Genomic DNA, 20,191 nt, shown 5'->3' with positions numbered 1-20,191 from the left:
GCTAACGCGGCGATGCGGTCTCCTCACCTGTCCTCGGCTCCGGTTGCGACTCCGCCAGCGTCAGGCCAGCCCGTTCCCAACCGTCGGTCCCGTCAGGGTACCACGCCACGTTGGAATAGCCGTAACTGAGGATGCGCTTGGCCGCGTTCCAGGACATCCAGCAATCGGCAAGACAGTAGATCACCACCAGCGCAGCATTGTTGCCTGCCGTCGCGCGGACAAGCCCGCGCCGCAGATAATCTTCCGTCACGGCCGCGAGCTTTCCGTAGCCGGTGTCCGGCAGCCACACGCTGCCGGGAATGTTGAGCCGCGGCTGATCGCGCCAGATAGTGCCCTCAGGAAGGTTTTGCGGTTTCGGCGCGCGGGGCATTACGTCGATGAATGCACCGGCCTTGGCTCGCCAGATCGCCTCGGCCTCTGCGGTGGTCAGCACGCGTACACCGGCAAGGGTCGAAGGAACCGGCGCACGGTAGTCTTCCATGCGGTACCCGCCGGGCTCGGGAGGGCTCTCCTGCGCAAAGCTCGAGACGATGAATGGGAATGCCGCAAGGATCAGGCCTGCGAGCGCTTCTCTCATGGCTTCTTTGTTGCCGTCTCCGCGCCGATCGGTCGGTCATTCTCGTCGAGCAAGGGAACGCCGAAGTCCAGCAGTATCTTGTTGACGGCCGGCTGGTTTTCCTGGATCAGGCGATTGAGCTGCCGCTTCCAGTTCTGGTCGGCCGCCCGCACCCCCATGCCGATACGATACGCCAATCGAGGACCTGTCTTTTCCTTCACGAGTGGCGTGACATGGAGCGGCGGGTCCGCCTTCTTCGCATAGAAGCCCGCCATCGGTCCCCAGAGAATGCCGGCGTCGATCTTACCGGACATCAGGTCGGCTATCATGGCCTCTGCTGACGACTCCAAGCGGGTATCGACCATCAACTGATACGGTTTGGCATTTACCATCAGGCCGTTGACCGCCATATTCGTGGCAGGCGGTGTCCCGGCCACGATGCCGATATGCTTGCCCTTGAGACGCTCGTCTTCCAGCGTGGTTACCTCGTCGAGGCCGCTGCCCTTCTTAGCGACCAGCGCGTAGGCGGTGCGGTAGTAGGGATTGGTGCCCTGAACGAGATCATCTCCCTGCGGGAAGCCCATGATGACGTCGCAGCGATGGGCGCCAAGCGTCATCCGGACGAAACCCGTCGCCTGCGGGAAGTACATGTAGTCCAGCTTCTTGTGCAGCTTCTCGGCGAAAAGTTCGGCGATTTTGTTCTCGAATCCCTCGCCCTTGTCGTTGGAGAACGGCAAGTTATGCGGGTCGGCGCAGACGCGCAGCACCTTGGGATCGACGAGCTCAATCGACAGATCGCCGCCTTCCTTGATCTGCGCGCGCGCGGGCGCATGACCTAGGAGCGTGGCGATGATCGTCACCACGAAAAACGACAGCCAGCACTTTCGCCCGGCACTTGTCATCGAAAGCTTCTGCACTTCCGGCCCGCCTTGTTGCCAATTTCGACTTGTATCGGCAACCTCGACGAACCGAAGTTCTATTGAAGCCGCAGACACGCAAAATGCTATGCTTGTCGGTTGAAGGCTGCAACAGGAATAATCCTCGCGGCGAATTGGCCGCTTGTGCTGCGATGCAACGATCGTTTCGATGGAACACGGGGAATTGCCGATCACGCTTCGTGGTAAGACGGAGGTCGAAACATGGCTTATCGCGCGTTGATCGTTGCCGTGCTCGCAACGTTCGCTCCGGCGACAGCCTCGCTCGCGCAGCAACGGGAGCTGCCCGTCAACTCCATTGCGGACGGCGTATTCGTGCACAACGGCCAAATCGCGCAGATGACGCGCGAGAATAACGGCGCGATCGCCAATGTCGGATTCATCGTTGGCCAGGATGCCGTCGCGGTGATCGATACCGGCGGCAGCCTCCGCGAGGGACGGCAATTGCTGGCAGCCATTCGCGCCCGGACCGACAAGCCGATCCGCTACGTCATCAATACGCACGGCCACCCCGATCATGTCTTCGGCAATGGCGCTTTCGTGCAGGACGGAGCGACGTTTGTCGGCCACGCGAACCTGCCGCGCGCGCTGGCCGCGCGCGGTCAATTCTATCTCGACGCATTTCGCCGCACGATGGGCGATCAATTGATCGACGAAATACGTATCGTGCCGCCAACGCTGCTCGTCAGCGGCACGCTCCAGCTCGATCTCGGCGGACGAACCCTCGCCGTACGGGCGTGGCCTGCCGCGCATAGCGATTGCGATCTCACGGTGCTTGATGAAACGACCAGAACCCTGTTCGCGGGCGACCTCGTGTTTCTCACCCACACGCCCGTGCTGGATGGTAGCATCCGCGGCTGGCTGGCCGTCATCGGTGAGCTCGGTGCCATGCCTGCGGAGCGCGTGGTTCCCGGTCACGGTCCCGTGAGCGGATGGCCGGCCGCCTTCGCTGATCAGCGCCGCTATCTCGAAACGCTGGCCTCAGACGTACGCGGACTCGTCGCCCGCGGCGAGCCGATAAAAGCCGCGGCGGGTACCGCAGCGAGCTCCGAGCGATCTCGGTGGGAATTGTTCGACGACTTCAATGCCCGCAACGCAACCGCGGCATTTTCGGAAATTGAATGGGAATAGCACGCGCATTGTCCTATATTGCGCGCGTTGCTTCCAACCGTGCGAAGGTCGTGACCATGCCCGGATATCTGTTCCGCCTCGTCGGCGTCGTTGGCTTGCTGCTGTTCGGCGCGCCCTTGCCGCTCGCGGCGGAGACAAACGGCCTCTGGCCCGGCCTGGTGCAGGACATCTTCAACAATCGCCCGATGAACGATGGTAGCGACGTGATCGGCATTGAAATGCCGTCGCGTGCCGAGGACGCCGCAATAGTCCCGGTGACCTTGCGAACGAAACTTGCGGCCGGCGATAGCCGGCAGGTGCTGAGCATTACGCTGGTCATCGACCAGAACCCCGCGCCGATGGCGGCGAAGTTCCAGCTTGGACCGGACGCCAAGGTCTCGGAAATCTCCACCCGCGTGCGCGTCAACAATTACACCGATGTCCATGCGGTGGCCGAACTCAGCGACGGCAAACTCTACATGACCAAAACCTATGTGAAGGCCTCCGGCGGCTGTTCGGCACCTGCCGCCAAGAACGCCGACGATGCCAAGGCCAGGCTCGGCCAGATGCGCTATCGGCAGTTCGCGAAGGCCGGCGAAGGGCCGGCCAGTGGCGCGCGCGAAGCCCAGATCATGATCGGGCATCCCAACAATTCCGGCTTGCAGATGGACCAGGTCACGCACCTGTATGTCCCGGCTTTCTTCGTCAATGAACTGCGGCTCTGGCAGGACGACAGCCTGGTGTTGACGATGGAAGGCGGCATTTCCATTTCGGAAGACCCCAATATCAGGTTCACCTACGTCTCCAATGGCGCGAAACGCTTTCGCGCCGAAGCAAAGGATACCGAGGGGCACGTCTTCCAGCGCGAATGGAAGATCGACGATTCCGGAATCTGATGCCTCTACGGTTAGAATAGCATCATGTCCCGGACGCGGTGCAGCGCGACATCGCTGCTCCGCAGAGCCGGGACACATTGCGGACATCGTGCGCTCTGGTGACATGGGCCCCGGCTCTGCAGCGCCTTACTCGCGTGCTGCGCTGCGTCGGGGCAAGAGAGAAAAACGGTTGCCGCCTGGTCGTCGTCCCCGAAGCGGCGGCCGCGTCGCACTCAGAAGCAGCGCACTTCCGCTTCGGCCTGGGCCCGCCTCAGCTCGTTGACGGCGCTTGCCGCCTGCTCCGACGTGCGGAACGGGCCGCCCAGATCGCCCCGGACCTGCGACATGCTAAGCACGGTTTCGGCCGTGACATAGCGCTGATAGGGCATGAGCGAAGCGATAACATCGATCGAACAGGAGCATTGCTCGATCGCTTGCCGCGTCTCGCCATTCGCCTTCAAACAGCCAAACGCGTATTCGACGCGCGCCGACGTCGGGTAATCGTTGAGGTCCTCGGCGCGCGCGATCACCGCAATCGTCATCAGCGCTGTCAACGTGGCGACAATACGTCGTACCCATCCGGCAAGCGTCATCGTCTTCCTCCGCTGCTAACTGTGGAAGCTATGCTATGACTGGCCCGCTGAAAAGCAGACGTTCAAGGATACGGCTCAAGGCACCATGACGCATTTTGTTCGCACGCTGCTTGCTACGATTGTCCTGATCTCGCTCGGCACGTGCTGCAGCGCCGAAGCCTTACGCGTTGCGGTGCAGAAGACCGGAACATTCGCCTGGGAACTTGCAGTGATCCGTGCGCACGGCCTCGACAAGCAGGCCAACCTTTCGGTCCAGGTTCTCGAACTGGCGAGCCCCGAGGCGGGCAAGATTGCGCTTCGGGCCGGGAATGCCGACATTGTGGTCACCGACTGGCTTTGGGTGTCGCGCGAACGCGGGCTTGGCGCCAAACTGACCTTCTATCCCTATTCTAGCGCGCTCGGGGCCGTCGTGGTCCCTGCCTCATCGCCGGTCCGGACCTTGGCCGATCTCAAGGGCCGCAAGCTCGCCGTCGCGGGCGGACCGATCGACAAGAACTGGCTGCTGCTTTTGGCATGGTTTAAACAGGGCGGCATCGACCTGAAGTCGGACGCGACAATCGCTTACGGCGCGCCGCCGCTGCTGGCAGCCAAGACGCTCAGCGGCGAAATGGATGCGACCGTGAACTACTGGAATTTCTGCGCGGCACTGGAGGCGAAGGGCTTCCGCCGCATCGCCGGCATCGAGGATCTGCTGCCGAAGCTAGGCGCCAAGGGCCGCACCGCGATGCTCGGCTACGTCTTCGACGAAAAATGGGCGAACACAAACCAGGACAAAATTGCCCGCTTCATCGCCATGACCCGCGCGGCGAAAGAGATTCTGTCGACCTCGGATGCCGAGTGGGAGAAAATTGCGCCGCTGACCGGCGCTCCAGACGCCGCAACGTTGCGCGCCTATCGTGATCGCTATCGAGAGGGAATTCCGCGTCGGCCGATCGCCGATGAAGAGGCCGACGCGCGTATTCTCTACCGCGTGCTGGCTGAAATCGGCGGCCACGAACTTGTCGGGCCCGTGCCTGAACTGGCTGCCGGAACGTTCTATCACGCGATCCCGGGAGATTGAGGTGGCACGCCTGCTGTCTTTCGCGGTGTTCGTCGCAATCTGGTGGATCGCCTCGCTGCTTGCCGGTGACGCGAAGCTTCCACCTCCCCCCACCGTGCTCACGGCCATGATTGCGGAAGCCCGATCGGGTAACCTGTTCTTCCATCTCGGCGCGACATTGGCACGCGTTGCGCTCGCCTTCACTCTGGCGATGGCGCTGGGCGCGGCCATCGGATACCTGATGGGCCGGGTGCGACTTGCCGATCGGCTTGGTGACCCCTGGCTGATCCTGCTGCTCAATCTGCCGGCGCTCGTGGTTATCGTGCTCGCCTACATCTGGGCCGGATTGACTGAAGTGGCCGCAATTGCGGCAATCGCCATCAACAAGCTCCCGACCGCTGTCGTGACGTTGCGCGAGGGAGCACGTGCCCTCGACGCGGCGCTCGACGAAATGGCGACGGTATTCGCGTTGCCGCGCTGGAGCAGGTTTCGACACGTCATTTTGCCGCAACTGTCGCCGTATATCGCAGCCGCCGCACGATCAGGACTTTCCCTGGTCTGGAAGATCGTACTTGTTGCGGAATTGCTTGGACGTCCAAACGGTGTTGGTTTCGAGATTGGCGTGGCGTTCCAGCTATTCGACATTCCACTATTGCTGGCCTACTCGCTGAGCTTCGCCGCGGTCGTGCTTCTCATTGAAACCTTGCTGGTGCAGCCGTTTGAGGCCCGGGTATCCCGGTGGCGTCCCCGTGCGGCTTGAAGTCGATATCGCCAGCAAGACGTTCAAGAGCGCGGCGGGCGAACAGCACGACGTGATCGCCGGGGTCGCCTTCGCTCTTGATGCAGGCGAGGCCGGAGTATTGGTCGGCCCATCCGGCTGCGGCAAGAGTACGATGCTCCGGATTCTCGCTGGTCTCGACCCCGATTTTCAAGGGCGCGTCTCGCGTCCTCCCGGCGCGCGGATCGGCTTCGTGTTCCAGGAGCCGCGGCTGTTGCCGTGGCGGTCGGTCGAGGAGAATGTGCGACTTGCCGCGCCTGCCGCCGATGAAGCGAAGCTTTCAGCACTCTTCGAAATTCTGGAGCTGAAGGCACATCGCAACCATTTTCCCGGCGAGTTATCGCTCGGCCTCGCGCGGCGCGTTGCGCTTGCCCGCGCGTTCGCCGTCGAGCCGGAGCTGCTCATTCTCGACGAACCGCTTGCCTCGCTCGATGCTGCTCTTGCGAGCCGCCTGCGCGATGAGATCGCCACGTTGATGGACGGTCGGTCCATGATAACGCTGCTGGTCACCCACGATGTGGACGATGCGGTTCGTCTCGGCGATCGCGTGATCCTGCTGTCGCCACGCCCGGCCCGGATTCTCGCAGACCTGCCCATCCGCACGCCGCGAAGCGTACGCGGAGAAGTCGAGATCGCCGCAATCAAGTCGGAAATCATGCGGCGGATCAATGGCGATACCACCAAGCAGGCTGCCTTGTAGGCAGTGCCCGAGGCCGGTGCTAGGATGCGTGATCGGTTGGGATTGACGATGAAACGCTCGATCGGAATCGCAGCGCTCGGTCTTTCTCTTGTGGCCATGACGGCAGCGGCCCAAGACATGATGCGTCATGTTGACCTGTCGTCGCCCGATATGACGTCGGCCGAAATGACTCGCGCCGAGGTCGAGGCCGCGCTTGCTGCGGCGACCACCGCCGCACCCGCTGACTTCACGGGGAAAAGACTATCCGGCCTCGATCTGTCCGGGCTCAACCTGTCCGGCGCAATTTTCCGCGCGGCCAGGCTCAACAAGACCAAGCTCGCCGGCGCCAAGCTCGACCGTGCCATTCTCGACCAGGCATGGCTGCTGGAAGCGGACTTCACTGGCGCAAGCCTCAGGAGCGCAAATCTGTTCGCCTCGCAGATGGCCCGCGCCCGCCTTGACGGCGCCGACCTTTCGCGCGCACGCGTTGCTGCCGACCTAACCGGCGCGAGCCTCGTCGGAGCCTCGATCGCGGAAGCAAATCTTGGCGCCGACATGCGTAATCAGTCTATGGGGCTGATGCGCGCGGTGCTGAAATCCGCCAATCTGGAACGGCTGAACGCGCGCGGCGCCGACCTGTCTCGCGTCGATCTCGAATTTGCGGTGCTGAAGGGCAGCGACCTCACCGGTGCTTCTCTCAAGGGTGCCCAACTCGGCGGGGCCGACCTGACCGGCGTCACCGTCATCGACACCGATTTCGAGGGTGCCGATCTCGATACGGCCCGGTTGATCGCCCCAATCGGTCTCGATCGGGCGAGAAACTTCGATAAAGTCAGAAATCGAGACCGACTGGTAAGGCAATAATGGCTCCCAGCGCCCCGCGACGAAAGGATGGCCCGATGCGATGGATACTGGCTTTGGTTGCACTGTTGTCAACGAGCGCCAATGAGGTGGCCGCGCAGGGAAAAGGCATCCGATTATGGAATCTTACCACGGCGACGATTTCCGAATTTCAGCTTTCCGCGCCCGGAAAGAACGACTGGGGTCCTAACCTCACCCTGAACGACAAGGACAAGGAAGTAGACCACGACGAGCGCCTGCGTATCACCGGCGTGCAGCCGGGGCGCTACGACGCCAAAGTCGGCTACCGCGGCTCAAAGCACTGCTTCGTACGCGACATCGAAATCAATGCCGACGCCGTGTTTTCGATCGCGGACAAGGATTTGAAGGACTGCAACAAATAGCCGCCACTACCGGACGACTATTCAGCCTACCGACCACACGGCGTCGCCGGAAGCCTTTCGATTGAGGCCTGGATATTCGCAACGCCACTTGACCGCGGTCCATTTCGGGTGTTCGCCAACCCACTGCGCGATATAGGGCTGCGCAGCCATGGCGCATTGTTGCAACGAAACATTTGAAGAGAAGACCAGATGGGTTTCCTCGCACGTGGTGGGCGAGAGCACCGCACAGACGGTCACGACCAAGTCTATCGGGGTCATTGCTGATATCCCTTGATTAGTTCCCGGATAGATAACGCAAAGAGCTACGGCAATAGGCGAAGCAAGGTTTCACTACACCGTGAAAAGGCCGGAACCCGGCCGTGCATCCCCGCGCTAGAAGTTAACGCCAAATACCAGCCGCGCCTGATGGCGGTCGAAATTGACCAGATCAAGGCTGGCAGTTGACCCGGCCGGACGTCCCCACGCCTGAACGCTCCAGCTCGCGGTCAGCCGCGAGTGCTTCGACAATTGGAAATACGCTGTCGGACCGACGAACATCGCCTGCCCGACAAGTTCCTCCAAACCGATCCCCTCATACTTCCGGGAGTACCGCGCCTCACCGCCCAGCAGAAAACCCGGCCGCACCTGTGCCAGCACCCCGAGCGCCACGCCCGCGGCGGAGTCACGCTCCATGGCGCTACTGCCGACCAGGCGCGTCCATTCTGGTTCGTAGATCAAGTTGAACGCCGCGATGACGCGATTCGGGACGAGCTCCCGATCGAACGCCAACCTGAATTCAGTCCCGAAACTCCGCACCCCTTCAGCCGTCGTTTCATCGACACGATGCGCGTGGATTTCTGTCGCGAACGTGAGCCCGAACGGCGCCACCTCCCTATCGAGAAAACGGTAGCGCAAATCGACCGATGCGCCCTGCCACGATAGCCGGCGCTGATCGTCAAGACCCGGCACGCCGCTGATCTTTTGCGATGCAAACGTGCTACCCACCTCGATTCGAAAATTCCGGACAGGTACAAACTCCAGCTCAAACTCCTGGCCGACAGCCCGATAAGTACCGCCGCTCCTGCCGAAGCGCCCGGTCGTGTCCGTTTGAAACTCCCGTTCGCCGACGCTGCCGACATCGGTTCCGATCATGAAGCCGAATATATGCTCGGTATCGAAGGCCTCCGCGTGGGCGCAGGCCGGTAGCAGCGCAACAAGAGACACGACCACAGCCTGGAAGGTCTCTGCACGCGTCAACATTCGCATTCAGGGGGTCATGAGGTTGAACGGGTAAGTCCGTGGTATCAGCCGAGACTTACCCTAGCATGAGGCAGGGACCGTCGGCGAGCCAAGGGACAAATTGGAATCCAGATAGGATAAGCTTGCGAGCCTAGACCGGATGGACTTCGGGCGGCCGCCTACGGCGATTCCTGTCCAGTTGGTCAGGATCCGCGCTTGCAGCAAGCAGTGGAAAACTTACTTGGGAAGTCCTGCAGCTGGAGCGCGCGCAGTTGCCCGGCCCGCGGCAACAGGCCGTTGCCGGAGCCGGGCAGACCGTTTCGACGCGTCTATTTACGCGCCGCGCAGGCGTACATGTTGATTTCCATGCCCACCGGCACTTCGACGATCTTCGGAGTCTTCCAACTCATCAGGGTCCTCCCAAGCAGTGCTGGCACGACGTTCGTGCCTGGACGAAAACTAGGGTCACCGTGGACAGAGCGCAAGTACGCGGGGGTCGAAGGTCGCACTATGCGCACTATCTCCGAAGCAAGAAGTTCGCTCTTGGACAAGCCTACTTCCCTCTTGGACAAACCATGCGGATCAGGGCGCCGAATCGACGCATGCACCGCGAGGGTTCGTCCAATCACCGCTCGAACGATTTCTGTTACGCATCCGCGCTCGTCTGCCGAAGCGGCATGACGGCTAGGGTCTAGGGTCGATAGTTATTTCAGCAGTCCTTGTCTGCCTCTGTGACCTTGTCGGCCTTGGCACCCTCAGCCTGCTGTGCCGCCGTCGGTTCGCCTTGCATCTGCCGCTGCGTATCTTGTGAAGAGGCTGCAGTTTCTCCAGCCGCCCGGTTCATGGTGCCGGTCGGCGGATGTTGGCTGGTGCTGCTCGCCATACCCGTTGTTTGACTGTCGCCTGTCTGGGCCGGGCCGGAGCCTGCGTCCTTCAGGTTGGCGGCGCGTCCCGTATCGCAGGGACCGGCCAGTGCTGTGCCGGTGCTCAAGACCAGGACGGAGCAACCAGCAAGAATGAGCCGTTTCATTTTCATCTGCCTCTCCTTTCAGCGCCCACAACGCGATGAGAGGCAACCGATCCGTTGTCCGCAGGTTCCGGGTGGCTACGTGAATATCGACATGTTTATCTGACGCGTGATTTCTGGTGAGGATAATCCAATGGAACCGATTCACCGCGGGTTGATCAGTTTTCTCTTGGCGCTGTGCTTTGCATCGGGGGTGTTTGCGCAGGAAAGGCAGCCTGGCCAAACCGCACCGAACGCGGAAACCGCCCTGCCCGCTGACGGGTCGTCGCTGACCGGAAAAGAGCGCTTGGGAAAAAAGTGGATGGACGAGCAACGGATCGACAATTGCAACGTGCCCACCGACAGGCGCGGCAGCAGACCGCGATCCGTCACCTGCCCGCATGTTCCGGCAGGATGATCAGCGACGACGGTGCAACGGTCGACATCGACCAGACGAACTCGTGCGTGCCGCGGCGCTGGTCCGGAATTTTCTCAAATGCGCGGAAAAGGTGATCCGCTACGCCTGAATACTATCGGCATGCTCGCGCGGTCGTCTGAATGGCTTGCCGTATGCCCGCTGCCGAATCGCGATGCGATATCAGGGCATCACCACATCGTTTGCCGGGCGCGCTCCGGCCATTCCCGATCGTATTTCTCGCCGCCAACGGTGTTGTCGCTCATCTCGGCCAGGATCTGGCCGGGCGTCGGCAAGCTCCTGGGATCGACCCGCTTGTCGGGATTCCAAAGATCGGATCGCACGATGGCACGCGCGCACTGGAAGTAAACTTCTTCGACCGTCATGACGATGACGGTACGCGGCGCTTTGCCTTCCATCTTGAACGACGCGAGCAGCTCCGGATCGGCCGAGACATGCGCGCGGCCGTTGACGCGCAGCGTGCTGCCGGAGCCGGGGATGAGAAACAAAAGCGCCACCCGCGGATCGCGCACGATGTTGCGCAGCGAATCGCAGCGGTTGTTGCCACGGCGATCCGGCATCATCAGCGTCTTCTCATCGGGGATGCGAACGAAGCCCGCAAGGTCGCCGCGCGGCGAGCAGTCCAGCCCTTCCGGTCCGCAGGTCGCGAGCGCTGCGAACGGCGATTTGTCCATCAACGCCCGATAGGCTGGCGTGATCCTGTCCGCGACCTTGACGGTCGAGGCATCATTGGGAAAGCCGTAGATAGCCTCAAGCTGCTCGATGGTCGCGACAACGGTCATTTCCGGTCTCCCCTCAGCGGTCCCATTTCTCACCCTTGATGACGCGGACGAGCTGACGGGCATGATATTCGGCACTGCCGGTATTGACGATGGTGACGTCGGGCGCGGCCCCGGCGTCCTCCACCGTACGACTCAAGCGGGCTTCGAGCCTGCCGTCGCTGCTCCGCCGCCGCATCGCAAGCCGTTCGGCCAGAACGTTTGGCGGGGCCGTGATCGAAACCACCGCCACGTCGGCATAGGCGCGACGCATCGCGCCAATCACGGTGCGCGATACATTGGCAACGATGGTTCGCCCGGCGCGGATTTCGTCATCGATCGCGCGCGACAGTGCGTAGCAATGGCCGTGGGCTTCCCAATGCATGGCGTATTCGCCACGCGTCAGCGCCTCCTGAAAGGTTCCGGCGCTGACCTGTTCGTTTTCTTCCGACGCCGATGCCTCGCGCGTGATCACGCGGCGGGGAAACACAATGTTGCGGTCATCGGCGCAGGCTGCCCTGGCGAGGCCGAGCAGCGTGTCCTTGCCGGCACCGCTCGGACCGACCACCAGGATCAACCGGCCCGGCCCGATTACGGTCGTCTGATCTGGCGCTGTGGTTGTCAGCGATTCCGTCATGCCACGCGCCGCCCTTCCCGCCAGGCGCTGCGCACCACTGGAATGTTACGGGCGACATGCACCCGGATGACATCGGCGCGCTTGCCGGGTGCAATCTCGCCACGGTCCGCAAGGCCCACGGCCTCGGCCGGCGTCTTGGTGACGGTGCGAACGGCGGCGGCCAGATCGATCGCCGGCACATGCTGCGGCAATTGCAGGGCTGCCATCAAGAGGCTCGATGGAATGTAGTCGGAGGACAGGATATCCAGCAGTCCTTCGCGGGCGAGATCGATCGCGGCGATGTTGCCGGAATGCGAACCGCCGCGAACCACGTTTGGTGCCCCCATCAGGATGCCGATGCCGGCCTGATGCAGGCCGCGCGCGGCTTCCATCGTGGTCGGAAACTCCGCCACGGCGACGCGATCCTGGATCGCATCGGCGACGTTTTCCTCGGTCGTATCGTCGTGGCTGGCGAGCGGAATTTCATATTGATGCGCAAGCGCGACGATTTCGCGCATGTTGGCCGCGGCATAGGTTTTTTGATAGTGAAAGCGCTTCTCGAACAGCGCATCGAGCTCGGCGTCGGTCTTGCCGCCGCCCTTGCCGCGGTAATAATCGCGGAGCTTGACCTCGTCGCGGAACTGGCGCTGGCCCGGCGTGTGGTCCATCAACGACATCAGCCGCACGTCCGGCCGCTCGATCAGCTCCTTGGCTTCCTCGACCACGCTGGGCATCGGGATTTCGCAACGCAGGTGCAGGAAGTGGTCGGCACGCAGCAGGTTTGCCTCGCGCGCGGATGTAATCGCCTCCGCCAAGAGGCCTGCCCTGCCGTCAACCTCCTCGGCGCCGTCCTCGCGCCAGACCCGCAGCGAATCCAGAACCGTGGTAATGCCCGACGTCGCCAGCTGTCCGTCGTAGGAGACCACCGCCGCGATCGGGTCCCAAAACACCTTTGGGCGCGGCACATAGTGCATTTCGAGATGGTCGGTGTGCAGCTCGATTAGGCCTGGCATGATCAGGTCGCCGCCGGCGTCCTCGCTGCCTGACGGCGCAGTGCCCTCGCCGTATTCGGCGATTCGGCCATCTGCGAAAACGACCCAGCCGTGCTCGATCACGCGATCGGCCAGGACGAGGCGGGCATTGCCGAGGATGGTTTCGTGCTTCGAAGTCATCTCATATCTCTTCCTTCAGGCCGCGGCGGCAAACGATGTCGCGTCGACAACGCGGTCGGCGATCAGATGGCGAATTTCATCGTCATGGACGATCGCCACCATCGCGACGCGCTGTCGTTTCTTCTGTTCAATCAACTCGACGACAACCGCTCGATTGGCGGCATCGAGCGAAGCTGTGGGCTCGTCCAGCAGCAGAATCGGCAGATCGGAAATGAAACCACGCGCGATGTTGACGCGCTGCTGTTCGCCGCCGGAGAACGTCGACGGCGGCAGCGCCCACAGGCGCTCGGGAATGTTGAGGCGGCGCAGCAGCGCGCCCGCCCTCTCGCGAGCTTCCGCGCGTGCAATTCCGTTCGCGATCAGCGGCTCCGCCACCACGTCGATGCTGGCGACCCGCGGCACCGCCCGCAAGAACTGGCTGACATAGCCGATGGTCGAGCGGCGCACGCTGAGCACCTGCCGAGGTTCGGCCGTGGCGAGATCGATCACCGTGCCCTGATGCCGGATGCCGATCTGGCCGCCGTCGCAACGGTAATTGCCAAAGATCATTTTCAAGATTGAGGATTTTCCGGCGCCTGAGGGACCGGACAGCACGACGCATTCGCCCGGCTCGACCTGAAACGAGACGCCGCGTACCACGGGCAGCTCGACGCCGCCCTGCAGGTGCATGGTAAAGGTCTTTTCGGCGTTGGTGATGTCGATCATCGCAGTCATTGGCGCGCTCATGCCGGCAGGATCGAGGAGACGAGCAATTGAGTATAGGGCTCGCGGGGATCGTCGAGCACCTGGTCGGTCAGGCCGGTTTCGATGACGCGACCACCCTTCATCACCATCACACGGTGCGACAACAGCCGCGCCACCGCGAGGTCGTGGGTGACGACGATGGCGGCAAGGCCGAGCTCGCTGACGAGATTGCGCATCAGATCGAGTAGCCGCGCCTGCACCGACACGTCGAGCCCGCCGGTCGGCTCGTCCATGAACACCAGCCGCGGCTCGGTGACGAGATTGCGCGCGATCTGCAGCCGTTGCCGCATGCCGCCCGAATAGGTCCGCGGCGTGTCGTCGATACGCGCGGTATCGATCTCGACGCGCTCCAACCAGGATGAGGCGGTGCCGCGGATGCGGCCGTAATGATTCCAGCCCACCGCCATCAGCCGCTCGCCGACATTGGCGCCGGCCGAGACCGCCATCCGCAGGCCTTGCGCGGGGTCCTGGTGCACATAGCCCCAATCTGTGCGGAACAGAAAGCGACGCTCGGCCTCGCCGAGGCTGGCGAGATCGCGCAACACGCCGTCCCGCATCCGGTACGACACCCGCCCGGCGCTCGGCGCGAGTTGCGCGGATAATAGTTGCAGCAGTGTCGACTTGCCCGAGCCGGACTCGCCGACAACTGCCAGCACCTCGCCAGGATAGAGCGCAAAGGACACATCTCGGCAGGCAGTCAACCGGCCATAGGTCTTGCCTAGGTTTTTGGCGACCAGCAGCGGCTGGTCGTCCTGCATGGGGTCTCGCGGCTCAGCCATGCGCCCTCTCCTTGTGCGGCGCTGCGCTCTCACTGCCGCGATGACCGGCCAACTGGCGAGACTCGCAATAATCGGTATCCGAGCAGACGAACATCCGCCCGCCCTTGTCATCGGTGATGATTTCGTCGAGATAGGAATCGCCGGCGCCGCACAGCGCGCAAGGCGCATCGAACCGGTAGCGCGTGAACGGGTGGTCTTCGAAATCGAGCGATACCACGTCCGTGTGAGGCGGGATCGCGTAAATGCGCTTCTCGCGACCGGCGCCGAACAATTGCAGCGCCGGGCAATTGTCCATCTTCGGATTGTCGAATTTCGGTGTCGGCGACGGGTCCATCACATAGCGGGCATTGACCTTCACCGGATAGGCATAGGAGGTCGCGATATGGCCGAAGCGCGCGATGTCCTCGTACAGCTTGACGTGCATCAGGCCATATTCGCCCAGCGCATGCATGCGCCGCGTCTCGGTCTCGCGCGGCTCGAGGAACCGCAGCGGCTCGGGGATCGGCACCTGATAGACCAGCACCTGACCTGCATGCAGCGGCGCTTCGGGAATCCGGTGCCGAGTCTGGATCACGGTGGCGTCGGCCGTGGACGTGGTTGTCGCGACACCAGCGGTCTTGCCGAAGAATTTCCGGATCGAGATCGCGTTGGTGGTGTCGTCCGAACCCTGGTCGATCACCTTCAGCACATCCTGTGGCCCGAGGATCGCCGCCGTCACCTGCACGCCTCCGGTGCCCCAGCCATAGGGCATCGGCATCTCGCGGCTGGCGAACGGCACCTGATAGCCGGGAATCGCGATCGCCTTCAGGATTGCGCGACGGATCATCCGCTTTGTCTGTTCGTCGAGATAGGCGAAATTGTAAGCCGGCGCCTTCATTCCGCGGCCTCCTGCATGTCCGGCGCCTCATTGGCCTCGGCGAACTCCTTGCGCAATTTGCGCAGCAGACCGAGCTCGGATTGAAAGTCGACGTAGTGCGGCAGCTTTAGATGCTCGACGAAGCCGGTCGCCTGAACATTGTCCGAGTGCGACATCACGAATTCCTCGTCCTGGGCCGGAGCGATCACTTCCTCGCCCAGCTCGCGGGCACGCAGGCTGCGGTCGACCAACGCCATCGACATGGTCTTGCGCTCGCTTTGTCCGAAGGCCAGACCATAGCCGCGCGTAAAGCATGGCGCTTCCGTCGCTGAGCCCTTGAACTGGTTGACCATCTGGCACTCGGTCAGCTCGATCGAGCCGAGCGGGACGGCAAAGCCCGCATCCTCGGCGTAGAATTCCACCTCTACCTCGCCGAAGCGGATTTCGCCGGCAAAGGGATGGTTGCGGCCATAGCCGCGCTGCGAGGAATAGCCGAGTGCAAGCAAGAAGCCCTCGTCGGCACGCGCAAGGTTCTGCAGCCGCAGATCGCGGTCGGCCGGAAAGCTGAGCGGCTCGCGCGTGAGATCGCCGACCGTCGCATCGGCATCCGCGGCCGGCGACGATTCGATCAAGCCATCGCGACCGAGAATGTCGGTGACGCGCGGCATTTCCGTCTGCGTTGCCTCCGACGTCGCCGGCTGCTCCGGCACAAAACCGTCCGCAAGCTGCGGGTCTAGCAAACGATGGGTATAATCGAAGGTCGGCCCCAGGATCTGGCCACCTGGAATATCCTTGAAGGTCGAGGAGATGCGCCGACGCACCTGCATCTCGCCCGTATTGACCGGCTCGGTCGGGCCGAAGCGCGGCAATGTGGCGCGAAAGGCGCGGACCAGGAAGATCGCCTCGATCAGGTCGCCGCGCGCCTGCTTGATCGCGAGTGCCGCCAGCTCGCGGTCGTAGAGCGAGCCTTCGGTCATGACGCGGTCGACGCCGAGCGAGAGCTGCTCGGCGATCTGCGCCAGCGAGAGTTCGGGCACATCACGGTCGCCGCGCCGCTCATGCGCCAGCAGGCGGTGGGCGTTCTCAATGGCGCGTTCGCCTCCTTTGACGGCTACATACATGGGCTACGCTCCGCTTGCGACCAGCCGCGTGGTTCGGGGGATCGCGACGATCAAGTCGTCATGGACCAGCACGACGTCGAGGCCGCGCGGGAACAGGCCTTCGTTGATGGTGAGCCGCTGAAAGAGGTCGCGCGGTTGGAGCATCGCCTGCAGCAGCGCTGTACCGTCGATGCCCGGCCCCTTCACCTCGAAGGTCGGTCCCTGTGTCAGGCTCTCGACCTGTAGGATCAGTGTCGTCGACTGATCAGGATACTCGTTACTGCCGAACGCGAAGCGATCGAGCGCCGGCAGGTTCCCGGCGTCGCCGACTAGCGCGAAGCTGGCGATCGAGGAATCCGCGATCACCGGCGCACTGGTATGGAACTTGAGCCACTTCGCAACGTCAAGCGTGACCGACATCGCGGCGTCGAGCCAGATCGGCGTGTCGTGATCGAACAGCGTCAGCGCGATCGCCGCCGCGCCGCGCATCATCCCGGCCGGCGCGCCGACGGCCGCCGTGACCCGTTGCACGCTGCCGGGACGCGCCATCGCGTCCATCACGGAGCGGAAGGTCGACTGCGCCGACAGCACCTTGTCGGCAAACCCCGCGGGCAATTCTGCAACTGTCGTCATCGCATCACCCCTCGCCGCGCACCATGGTGTAGAAATCGACCCGCGTCGCCGCCGTCTCGGCCGCCTTGCGGCTGCGATCGGCGCTCATGGCGGCACGTAATGGCCCGATCACCTTGGTCTCGACCTCACCCGAAAACTCCGTCGACTGCACCATGGCATCACACAGCGCGATCATCTGCGCCTTCTGCCTGTCGCGGCCGAGCACGTAGCCAAATCCGATCTCGCCGGTCGCAAGACGCACCGCCGCGCGCGACACGGTGGCCTCGCCAAGATTGAACGGCGCACCGTCGCCGCCGACGCGGCCGCGCACCATCACGAGGCCATTCTCCGGCTCGCGCAGGTTTTCGTGTTCGGGTACCGCGATTGCCGCGAGATAGCCCGCAATGTCGCCAGTCTCGGAATGCGCGAGCACCGCCATCGCGGCCCTCCGCTGCGCCTCTCCGCTGTTCCGCCCGGTCAAGCTCATGAGCCATCTTGCCTGAATCAAGTTGTCTATGATAGTAGACAACTTGATAACGAAGCGCCATGACTGTTTCGTGACAAACGGATAATTTCTGGTATCACCAAGCCATGAGCCTGCAGGAGAGTTCCGGCGTCGCCTTGTGGCGCCAGGTCGCCGACGGTATCGAGCGCGGCATTGCCGACGGCCGCTTTGCAGCGGGCGAAAAGCTGCCGGGCGAGATCGAGATCGCCGATACCTATCGGGTCAACCGCCACACCGTGCGGCGCGCACTGGCTGCGCTTGCCGAACGCGGCCTGGTGCGCGCCGAACGCGGCAGCGGCACCTATGTCGAGGCGCAGCGCATCGCGTATCCCTTGCGCTCGCGGACGCGATTTTCCGAAATCGTCGGCGCCGGCGGCCGCGAGCCCCGCGGCCAATTGATCGATGCCTCCGAAGAGCCCGCGACGCGCGAGTTGGCCCGTGAGCTCGGACTGAGGACCGGTGCGCCCCTGATCCGGATCGAATCGGTGCGGCTCGCTGACCGCACGCCGATCTGCGTCAGCACCAGTTGGCTCTCCGCCGATCGCTTCCCGGGCGCCGGAACCGTCTTCGCCAACGCACGCTCAATGACCAAACTGCTGGCGCATTACGGCGTTCGCGATTACCGCCGCGCCTCAACCCGCGTCACCGCCGGGATCGTGGACGCCACCGATGCCGCAAGGCTCGATCTCGCGCTCGGGCGTCCCGTGCTGGTCGTTGACAGCACGGACGTCGATACCGACGATAAGCCGATCGTGACCAAGCGCTCGCGCTTTGCTGCTGAGCGTGTCGAATTCGTGGTCGAGGGCGGCTAGCCTAGCCATGAGATGTTACGCGATTGGCCGCTGCCCGATGATCGCGAAACGCAGTTTGCCCGAGATCCAATCAATTGCCGATACCGTCATCAGGATAAGCAAAATCAGAAACGAAACCTTTTGCCATTCCAGCACCCGGATTTGTTCGGCAAGCTGAAGTCCAATTCCACCTGCTCCAACGATTCCGATAATCGTCGCTGACCGCGTATTCGATTCAAAATAGTAGAGCACCTGGCTCAACAGGATTGGAAAGACCTGCGGCAAAAACCCGAACCGGACGCTATGGAGATGGTTGCCCCCCGATGACTGGACTCCCTCAGCGGGGTTCTTGTCGGCAGCCTCGATCGCTTCCGAGAATAACTTTCCAAACGTCCCAAAATCGCTGCAGATAACCGCAAGGATACCTGCGAACGGGCCCAGCCCCACGATACCGACCCAGATGAGAGCCCAGATCAAGATATCGACACCACGGATGGTGTCGAGACTGCGGCGCGTCAAAAAGTGAACGATCCGGTTTGCAACTACATTGCGCGCCGCCAGCAGGGATACGGGTAACGCGAGCAAAGCCCCGCCCAGCGTGCCGAGAAATGCGATCGAAACCGTCTCTCCGAGCGCATGCAGATACTTCAATACTTCCGCCCAAGAGCCAGGATGGGGCGGCAACATGAGCTGAACGAATCCACCCAGCCTGACCATTCCGTCAGAGAGCCGGTGAAAGGGAATTTCGAGTTGGATGATCCCGAACAGAAAAAGCGCGACCGCCCCGCCAACGCCTATTGCGATTTTTCCCCGGTGCCACCAGTCCGGGCGGAAAATATCCGGATGACGTTCGACGATGCCGGCCTGGTTTTCAAAACTGAAGGAGTTCATGCCGCGGAGCCCTCCAGCCCGAGGAGGCGGTGGCGCGCGCGCTCCGTGATAAAGTCGATCAGCATGACGGTGACGACAATGAGCAAAAGGATGGCACTGACATCGGTGTAATAGAACTTGCGAACGGCCTCGATCAAATCCTGGCCGATCCCGCCGGCGCCGACAAAACCCATCACAGCCGCGCCCCGAACGTTAATCTCGAATCTCAGCAGGGCATAGCTTACGAAATTCGAAAGAACCTGAGGCACCGCGCCAAATCGGACAATCTGAAGCCAGCTTCCTCCGCTCGCCGCTATCCCCTCGATCGGTTTACTGTCGATATTCTCGACAACTTCAGCGAACTGTTTGCCTAGCGCACCGGTGGTATGGATTGCGATCGCGAGAACGCCCGGCAGCGGTCCCAGACCGAATGCGAGCACGAAAATCAAGGCAAAGACGATCTCTGGCACGGTCCTGCAAAATTCGAGAACGCGCCGCGTGACAAAAACGGTCGTACGCGACCTGACGAGGTTGGCCGACGCGAGGAAGCAGAGAACGAAACCGCAGATCGCCCCCGTGAGCGTTCCCATATACGCGACCAGCAACGTGTCTCCGAGAAGCCGCGTCCAGCGAGGCAGCCCCCAAAGCCACTCAGAGAGATCAACCCACGCAGTCGAGAACGAGAACTTTGGAGCGATGCTGGCGAAGTAAGCTGGCAAGCGCCAGAAATTCTCGACGAAACTCCAAAGATTGACGTCACCCATCCAGCCGGCAGCGATCGTGGCGGCGATCAGGACCGCCGAACCCAGCCATACGCGCCGCCGCTTGGCCGCAACCGCAGCCGCATAGCGATCGGCGAGCTCTCGCAGCCTGGTTTCCGGGAATTCGGGGACTGCTGTTCGCATAGGATGTTCAGGCG

General features: G+C 62.5%; 26 protein-coding genes. 8 read left to right on the top strand and 18 right to left on the bottom strand.

Features of this window, described 5'->3' with window-relative positions; genetic code table 11:
• Position 1: 1 nt before the first annotated feature.
• Together IVA95_RS03130 and IVA95_RS03125 are read right to left on the bottom strand one after the other, a co-directional pair.
• A complete protein-coding gene (locus tag IVA95_RS03130) occupies positions 2–577 on the bottom strand; it encodes a PQQ-dependent catabolism-associated CXXCW motif protein (RefSeq protein WP_247509166.1) in 576 nt (191 codons plus the stop codon).
• The gene (locus IVA95_RS03125; RefSeq protein WP_247509165.1) at positions 574–1,458 is read right to left on the bottom strand and encodes a substrate-binding domain-containing protein; all 885 of its coding nucleotides are present in this window, start codon (positions 1,456–1,458) and stop codon (positions 574–576) included. The genes IVA95_RS03130 and IVA95_RS03125 overlap by 4 nt, the downstream gene beginning before the upstream one ends.
• A 237-nt stretch (positions 1,459–1,695) precedes the next feature.
• On the opposite strand from IVA95_RS03125, the gene IVA95_RS03120 reads away from it, so the two are divergent.
• Both IVA95_RS03120 and IVA95_RS03115 read left to right on the top strand, forming a co-directional pair.
• Positions 1,696–2,622, top strand: coding sequence for a quinoprotein relay system zinc metallohydrolase 2 (locus tag IVA95_RS03120; RefSeq protein WP_247509164.1), 927 nt, complete (start codon positions 1,696–1,698; stop codon positions 2,620–2,622).
• A 50-nt stretch (positions 2,623–2,672) separates the two neighbouring features.
• Positions 2,673–3,497: a quinoprotein dehydrogenase-associated SoxYZ-like carrier gene (locus IVA95_RS03115; protein WP_247509187.1), complete on the top strand. Its 825-nt coding sequence runs from the start codon at positions 2,673–2,675 to the stop codon at positions 3,495–3,497.
• 212 nt (positions 3,498–3,709) lie between these two features.
• Here the strand turns inward: IVA95_RS03115 and IVA95_RS03110 are convergent, their stop codons facing one another.
• Positions 3,710–4,069 (bottom strand): hypothetical protein, encoded by a 360-nt coding sequence (locus IVA95_RS03110; RefSeq protein ID WP_247509163.1) that lies wholly within the window; start codon positions 4,067–4,069, stop codon positions 3,710–3,712.
• Positions 4,070–4,154: 85 nt separating this feature from the next.
• Between IVA95_RS03110 and IVA95_RS03105 the strand changes: the two genes are divergently transcribed.
• From IVA95_RS03105 to IVA95_RS03085, 5 genes are read left to right on the top strand one after another with little or no spacing between them, the layout of a single operon-like run.
• Positions 4,155–5,129 carry an ABC transporter substrate-binding protein gene (locus tag IVA95_RS03105; RefSeq protein ID WP_247509162.1) on the top strand — a complete coding sequence of 325 codons (975 nt, stop codon included), beginning with the start codon at positions 4,155–4,157 and terminating at the stop codon, positions 5,127–5,129.
• 1 nt (position 5,130) lies between these two features.
• Entirely contained in the window at positions 5,131–5,868 is a 738-nt protein-coding gene (locus IVA95_RS03100) for an ABC transporter permease subunit (RefSeq protein ID WP_213252318.1), read from the top strand.
• The gene (locus IVA95_RS03095; protein WP_247509161.1) at positions 5,858–6,586 is read left to right on the top strand and encodes an ATP-binding cassette domain-containing protein; all 729 of its coding nucleotides are present in this window, start codon (positions 5,858–5,860) and stop codon (positions 6,584–6,586) included. The genes IVA95_RS03100 and IVA95_RS03095 overlap by 11 nt, the downstream gene beginning before the upstream one ends.
• A 48-nt stretch (positions 6,587–6,634) precedes the next feature.
• On the top strand, positions 6,635–7,429 hold the full coding sequence (locus IVA95_RS03090) for a pentapeptide repeat-containing protein (RefSeq protein WP_247509160.1): 795 nt from the start codon (positions 6,635–6,637) through the stop codon (positions 7,427–7,429).
• 35 nt (positions 7,430–7,464) lie between these two features.
• Positions 7,465–7,809: a hypothetical protein gene (locus IVA95_RS03085; protein WP_247509159.1), complete on the top strand. Its 345-nt coding sequence runs from the start codon at positions 7,465–7,467 to the stop codon at positions 7,807–7,809.
• 21 nt (positions 7,810–7,830) lie between these two features.
• Here the strand turns inward: IVA95_RS03085 and IVA95_RS03080 are convergent, their stop codons facing one another.
• From IVA95_RS03080 to phnG, 13 genes are all read right to left on the bottom strand, one after another.
• The gene (locus IVA95_RS03080; protein WP_247509158.1) at positions 7,831–8,067 is read right to left on the bottom strand and encodes a hypothetical protein; all 237 of its coding nucleotides are present in this window, start codon (positions 8,065–8,067) and stop codon (positions 7,831–7,833) included.
• 114 nt (positions 8,068–8,181) lie between these two features.
• Positions 8,182–9,048, bottom strand: a complete 867-nt coding sequence (locus tag IVA95_RS03075; RefSeq protein WP_247509157.1) for a hypothetical protein — start codon at positions 9,046–9,048, stop codon at positions 8,182–8,184.
• 308 nt (positions 9,049–9,356) lie between these two features.
• Positions 9,357–9,437 carry a pyrroloquinoline quinone precursor peptide PqqA gene (pqqA, locus tag IVA95_RS03070; protein WP_072824652.1) on the bottom strand — a complete coding sequence of 27 codons (81 nt, stop codon included), beginning with the start codon at positions 9,435–9,437 and terminating at the stop codon, positions 9,357–9,359.
• Between the two features lie 299 nt (positions 9,438–9,736).
• On the bottom strand, positions 9,737–10,063 hold the full coding sequence (locus IVA95_RS03065; protein WP_247509156.1) for a hypothetical protein: 327 nt from the start codon (positions 10,061–10,063) through the stop codon (positions 9,737–9,739).
• A gap of 576 nt (positions 10,064–10,639) precedes the next feature.
• A complete protein-coding gene (locus tag IVA95_RS03060; protein WP_247509155.1) occupies positions 10,640–11,251 on the bottom strand; it encodes a pyridoxamine 5'-phosphate oxidase family protein in 612 nt (203 codons plus the stop codon).
• A 13-nt stretch (positions 11,252–11,264) separates the two neighbouring features.
• Positions 11,265–11,864: a phosphonate metabolism protein/1,5-bisphosphokinase (PRPP-forming) PhnN gene (gene phnN / locus IVA95_RS03055; protein ID WP_247509154.1), complete on the bottom strand. Its 600-nt coding sequence runs from the start codon at positions 11,862–11,864 to the stop codon at positions 11,265–11,267.
• Entirely contained in the window at positions 11,861–13,015 is a 1,155-nt protein-coding gene (locus IVA95_RS03050) for an alpha-D-ribose 1-methylphosphonate 5-triphosphate diphosphatase (RefSeq protein ID WP_247509153.1), read from the bottom strand. The genes phnN and IVA95_RS03050 overlap by 4 nt, the downstream gene beginning before the upstream one ends.
• A gap of 15 nt (positions 13,016–13,030) precedes the next feature.
• The gene (phnL, locus tag IVA95_RS03045) at positions 13,031–13,729 is read right to left on the bottom strand and encodes a phosphonate C-P lyase system protein PhnL (RefSeq protein ID WP_247509152.1); all 699 of its coding nucleotides are present in this window, start codon (positions 13,727–13,729) and stop codon (positions 13,031–13,033) included.
• 8 nt (positions 13,730–13,737) lie between these two features.
• Entirely contained in the window at positions 13,738–14,538 is an 801-nt protein-coding gene (gene phnK / locus IVA95_RS03040) for a phosphonate C-P lyase system protein PhnK (protein WP_247509151.1), read from the bottom strand.
• Positions 14,531–15,415 (bottom strand): alpha-D-ribose 1-methylphosphonate 5-phosphate C-P-lyase PhnJ, encoded by an 885-nt coding sequence (locus IVA95_RS03035; protein ID WP_247509150.1) that lies wholly within the window; start codon positions 15,413–15,415, stop codon positions 14,531–14,533. The genes phnK and IVA95_RS03035 overlap by 8 nt, the downstream gene beginning before the upstream one ends.
• Positions 15,412–16,515 carry a carbon-phosphorus lyase complex subunit PhnI gene (locus IVA95_RS03030; RefSeq protein ID WP_247509149.1) on the bottom strand — a complete coding sequence of 368 codons (1,104 nt, stop codon included), beginning with the start codon at positions 16,513–16,515 and terminating at the stop codon, positions 15,412–15,414. The genes IVA95_RS03035 and IVA95_RS03030 overlap by 4 nt, the downstream gene beginning before the upstream one ends.
• A 3-nt stretch (positions 16,516–16,518) precedes the next feature.
• The gene (gene phnH, locus IVA95_RS03025; RefSeq protein WP_247509148.1) at positions 16,519–17,127 is read right to left on the bottom strand and encodes a phosphonate C-P lyase system protein PhnH; all 609 of its coding nucleotides are present in this window, start codon (positions 17,125–17,127) and stop codon (positions 16,519–16,521) included.
• A gap of 4 nt (positions 17,128–17,131) precedes the next feature.
• Positions 17,132–17,545, bottom strand: coding sequence for a phosphonate C-P lyase system protein PhnG (gene phnG, locus IVA95_RS03020; RefSeq protein ID WP_247509147.1), 414 nt, complete (start codon positions 17,543–17,545; stop codon positions 17,132–17,134).
• A gap of 152 nt (positions 17,546–17,697) precedes the next feature.
• Here phnG and phnF point away from each other — a divergent pair, with 152 nt between their 5' ends.
• Positions 17,698–18,423, top strand: a complete 726-nt coding sequence (gene phnF, locus IVA95_RS03015) for a phosphonate metabolism transcriptional regulator PhnF (protein WP_247509146.1) — start codon at positions 17,698–17,700, stop codon at positions 18,421–18,423.
• A gap of 15 nt (positions 18,424–18,438) precedes the next feature.
• Here phnF and phnE (IVA95_RS03010) read toward each other — a convergent pair whose 3' ends face one another.
• A complete protein-coding gene (gene phnE / locus IVA95_RS03010) occupies positions 18,439–19,293 on the bottom strand; it encodes a phosphonate ABC transporter, permease protein PhnE (RefSeq protein ID WP_247509145.1) in 855 nt (284 codons plus the stop codon).
• Complete coding sequence (phnE, locus tag IVA95_RS03005) at positions 19,290–20,177, bottom strand: phosphonate ABC transporter, permease protein PhnE (RefSeq protein ID WP_247509144.1); 888 nt, start codon at positions 20,175–20,177, stop codon at positions 19,290–19,292. The genes phnE (IVA95_RS03010) and phnE (IVA95_RS03005) overlap by 4 nt, the downstream gene beginning before the upstream one ends.
• Positions 20,178–20,191: the final 14 nt, after the last annotated feature.

The organism is Bradyrhizobium sp. 157 (assembly GCF_023073815.1).
Classification (GTDB): Bacteria; Pseudomonadota; Alphaproteobacteria; order Rhizobiales; family Xanthobacteraceae; genus Bradyrhizobium.
The sequence above is the reverse complement of the archived record's forward strand: the minus strand, read 5'-3'. Positions and strand labels throughout refer to the sequence as shown.

Excerpts from the sequence above, each read along its gene's own strand:
- IVA95_RS03120 (WP_247509164.1), top strand. The coding sequence starts at position 1,696 with ATGGCTTATCGCGCGTTGATCGTTGCCGTGCTCGCAACGTTCGCTCCG.
- IVA95_RS03085 (WP_247509159.1), top strand. The coding sequence starts at position 7,465 with ATGCGATGGATACTGGCTTTGGTTGCACTGTTGTCAACGAGCGCCAAT.
- phnH (WP_247509148.1), bottom strand. The coding sequence starts at position 17,127 with ATGACGACAGTTGCAGAATTGCCCGCGGGGTTTGCCGACAAGGTGCTG.
- pqqA (WP_072824652.1), bottom strand. The coding sequence starts at position 9,437 with ATGAGTTGGAAGACTCCGAAGATCGTCGAAGTGCCGGTGGGCATGGAA.
- IVA95_RS03130 (WP_247509166.1), bottom strand. The coding sequence starts at position 577 with ATGAGAGAAGCGCTCGCAGGCCTGATCCTTGCGGCATTCCCATTCATC.
- IVA95_RS03060 (WP_247509155.1), bottom strand. The coding sequence starts at position 11,251 with ATGACCGTTGTCGCGACCATCGAGCAGCTTGAGGCTATCTACGGCTTT.
- phnN (WP_247509154.1), bottom strand. The coding sequence starts at position 11,864 with ATGACGGAATCGCTGACAACCACAGCGCCAGATCAGACGACCGTAATC.
- phnG (WP_247509147.1), bottom strand. The coding sequence starts at position 17,545 with ATGGCGGTGCTCGCGCATTCCGAGACTGGCGACATTGCGGGCTATCTC.
- phnE (WP_247509144.1), bottom strand. The coding sequence starts at position 20,177 with ATGCGAACAGCAGTCCCCGAATTCCCGGAAACCAGGCTGCGAGAGCTC.
- IVA95_RS03105 (WP_247509162.1), top strand. The coding sequence starts at position 4,155 with ATGACGCATTTTGTTCGCACGCTGCTTGCTACGATTGTCCTGATCTCG.
- phnE (WP_247509145.1), bottom strand. The coding sequence starts at position 19,293 with ATGAACTCCTTCAGTTTTGAAAACCAGGCCGGCATCGTCGAACGTCAT.
- phnF (WP_247509146.1), top strand. The coding sequence starts at position 17,698 with ATGAGCCTGCAGGAGAGTTCCGGCGTCGCCTTGTGGCGCCAGGTCGCC.
- IVA95_RS03110 (WP_247509163.1), bottom strand. The coding sequence starts at position 4,069 with ATGACGCTTGCCGGATGGGTACGACGTATTGTCGCCACGTTGACAGCG.
- IVA95_RS03075 (WP_247509157.1), bottom strand. The coding sequence starts at position 9,048 with ATGTTGACGCGTGCAGAGACCTTCCAGGCTGTGGTCGTGTCTCTTGTT.
- phnK (WP_247509151.1), bottom strand. The coding sequence starts at position 14,538 with ATGGCTGAGCCGCGAGACCCCATGCAGGACGACCAGCCGCTGCTGGTC.
- phnL (WP_247509152.1), bottom strand. The coding sequence starts at position 13,729 with ATGACTGCGATGATCGACATCACCAACGCCGAAAAGACCTTTACCATG.
- IVA95_RS03050 (WP_247509153.1), bottom strand. The coding sequence starts at position 13,015 with ATGACTTCGAAGCACGAAACCATCCTCGGCAATGCCCGCCTCGTCCTG.
- IVA95_RS03080 (WP_247509158.1), bottom strand. The coding sequence starts at position 8,067 with ATGACCCCGATAGACTTGGTCGTGACCGTCTGTGCGGTGCTCTCGCCC.
- IVA95_RS03030 (WP_247509149.1), bottom strand. The coding sequence starts at position 16,515 with ATGTATGTAGCCGTCAAAGGAGGCGAACGCGCCATTGAGAACGCCCAC.
- IVA95_RS03035 (WP_247509150.1), bottom strand. The coding sequence starts at position 15,415 with ATGAAGGCGCCGGCTTACAATTTCGCCTATCTCGACGAACAGACAAAG.
- IVA95_RS03090 (WP_247509160.1), top strand. The coding sequence starts at position 6,635 with ATGAAACGCTCGATCGGAATCGCAGCGCTCGGTCTTTCTCTTGTGGCC.
- IVA95_RS03065 (WP_247509156.1), bottom strand. The coding sequence starts at position 10,063 with ATGAAAATGAAACGGCTCATTCTTGCTGGTTGCTCCGTCCTGGTCTTG.
- IVA95_RS03125 (WP_247509165.1), bottom strand. The coding sequence starts at position 1,458 with ATGACAAGTGCCGGGCGAAAGTGCTGGCTGTCGTTTTTCGTGGTGACG.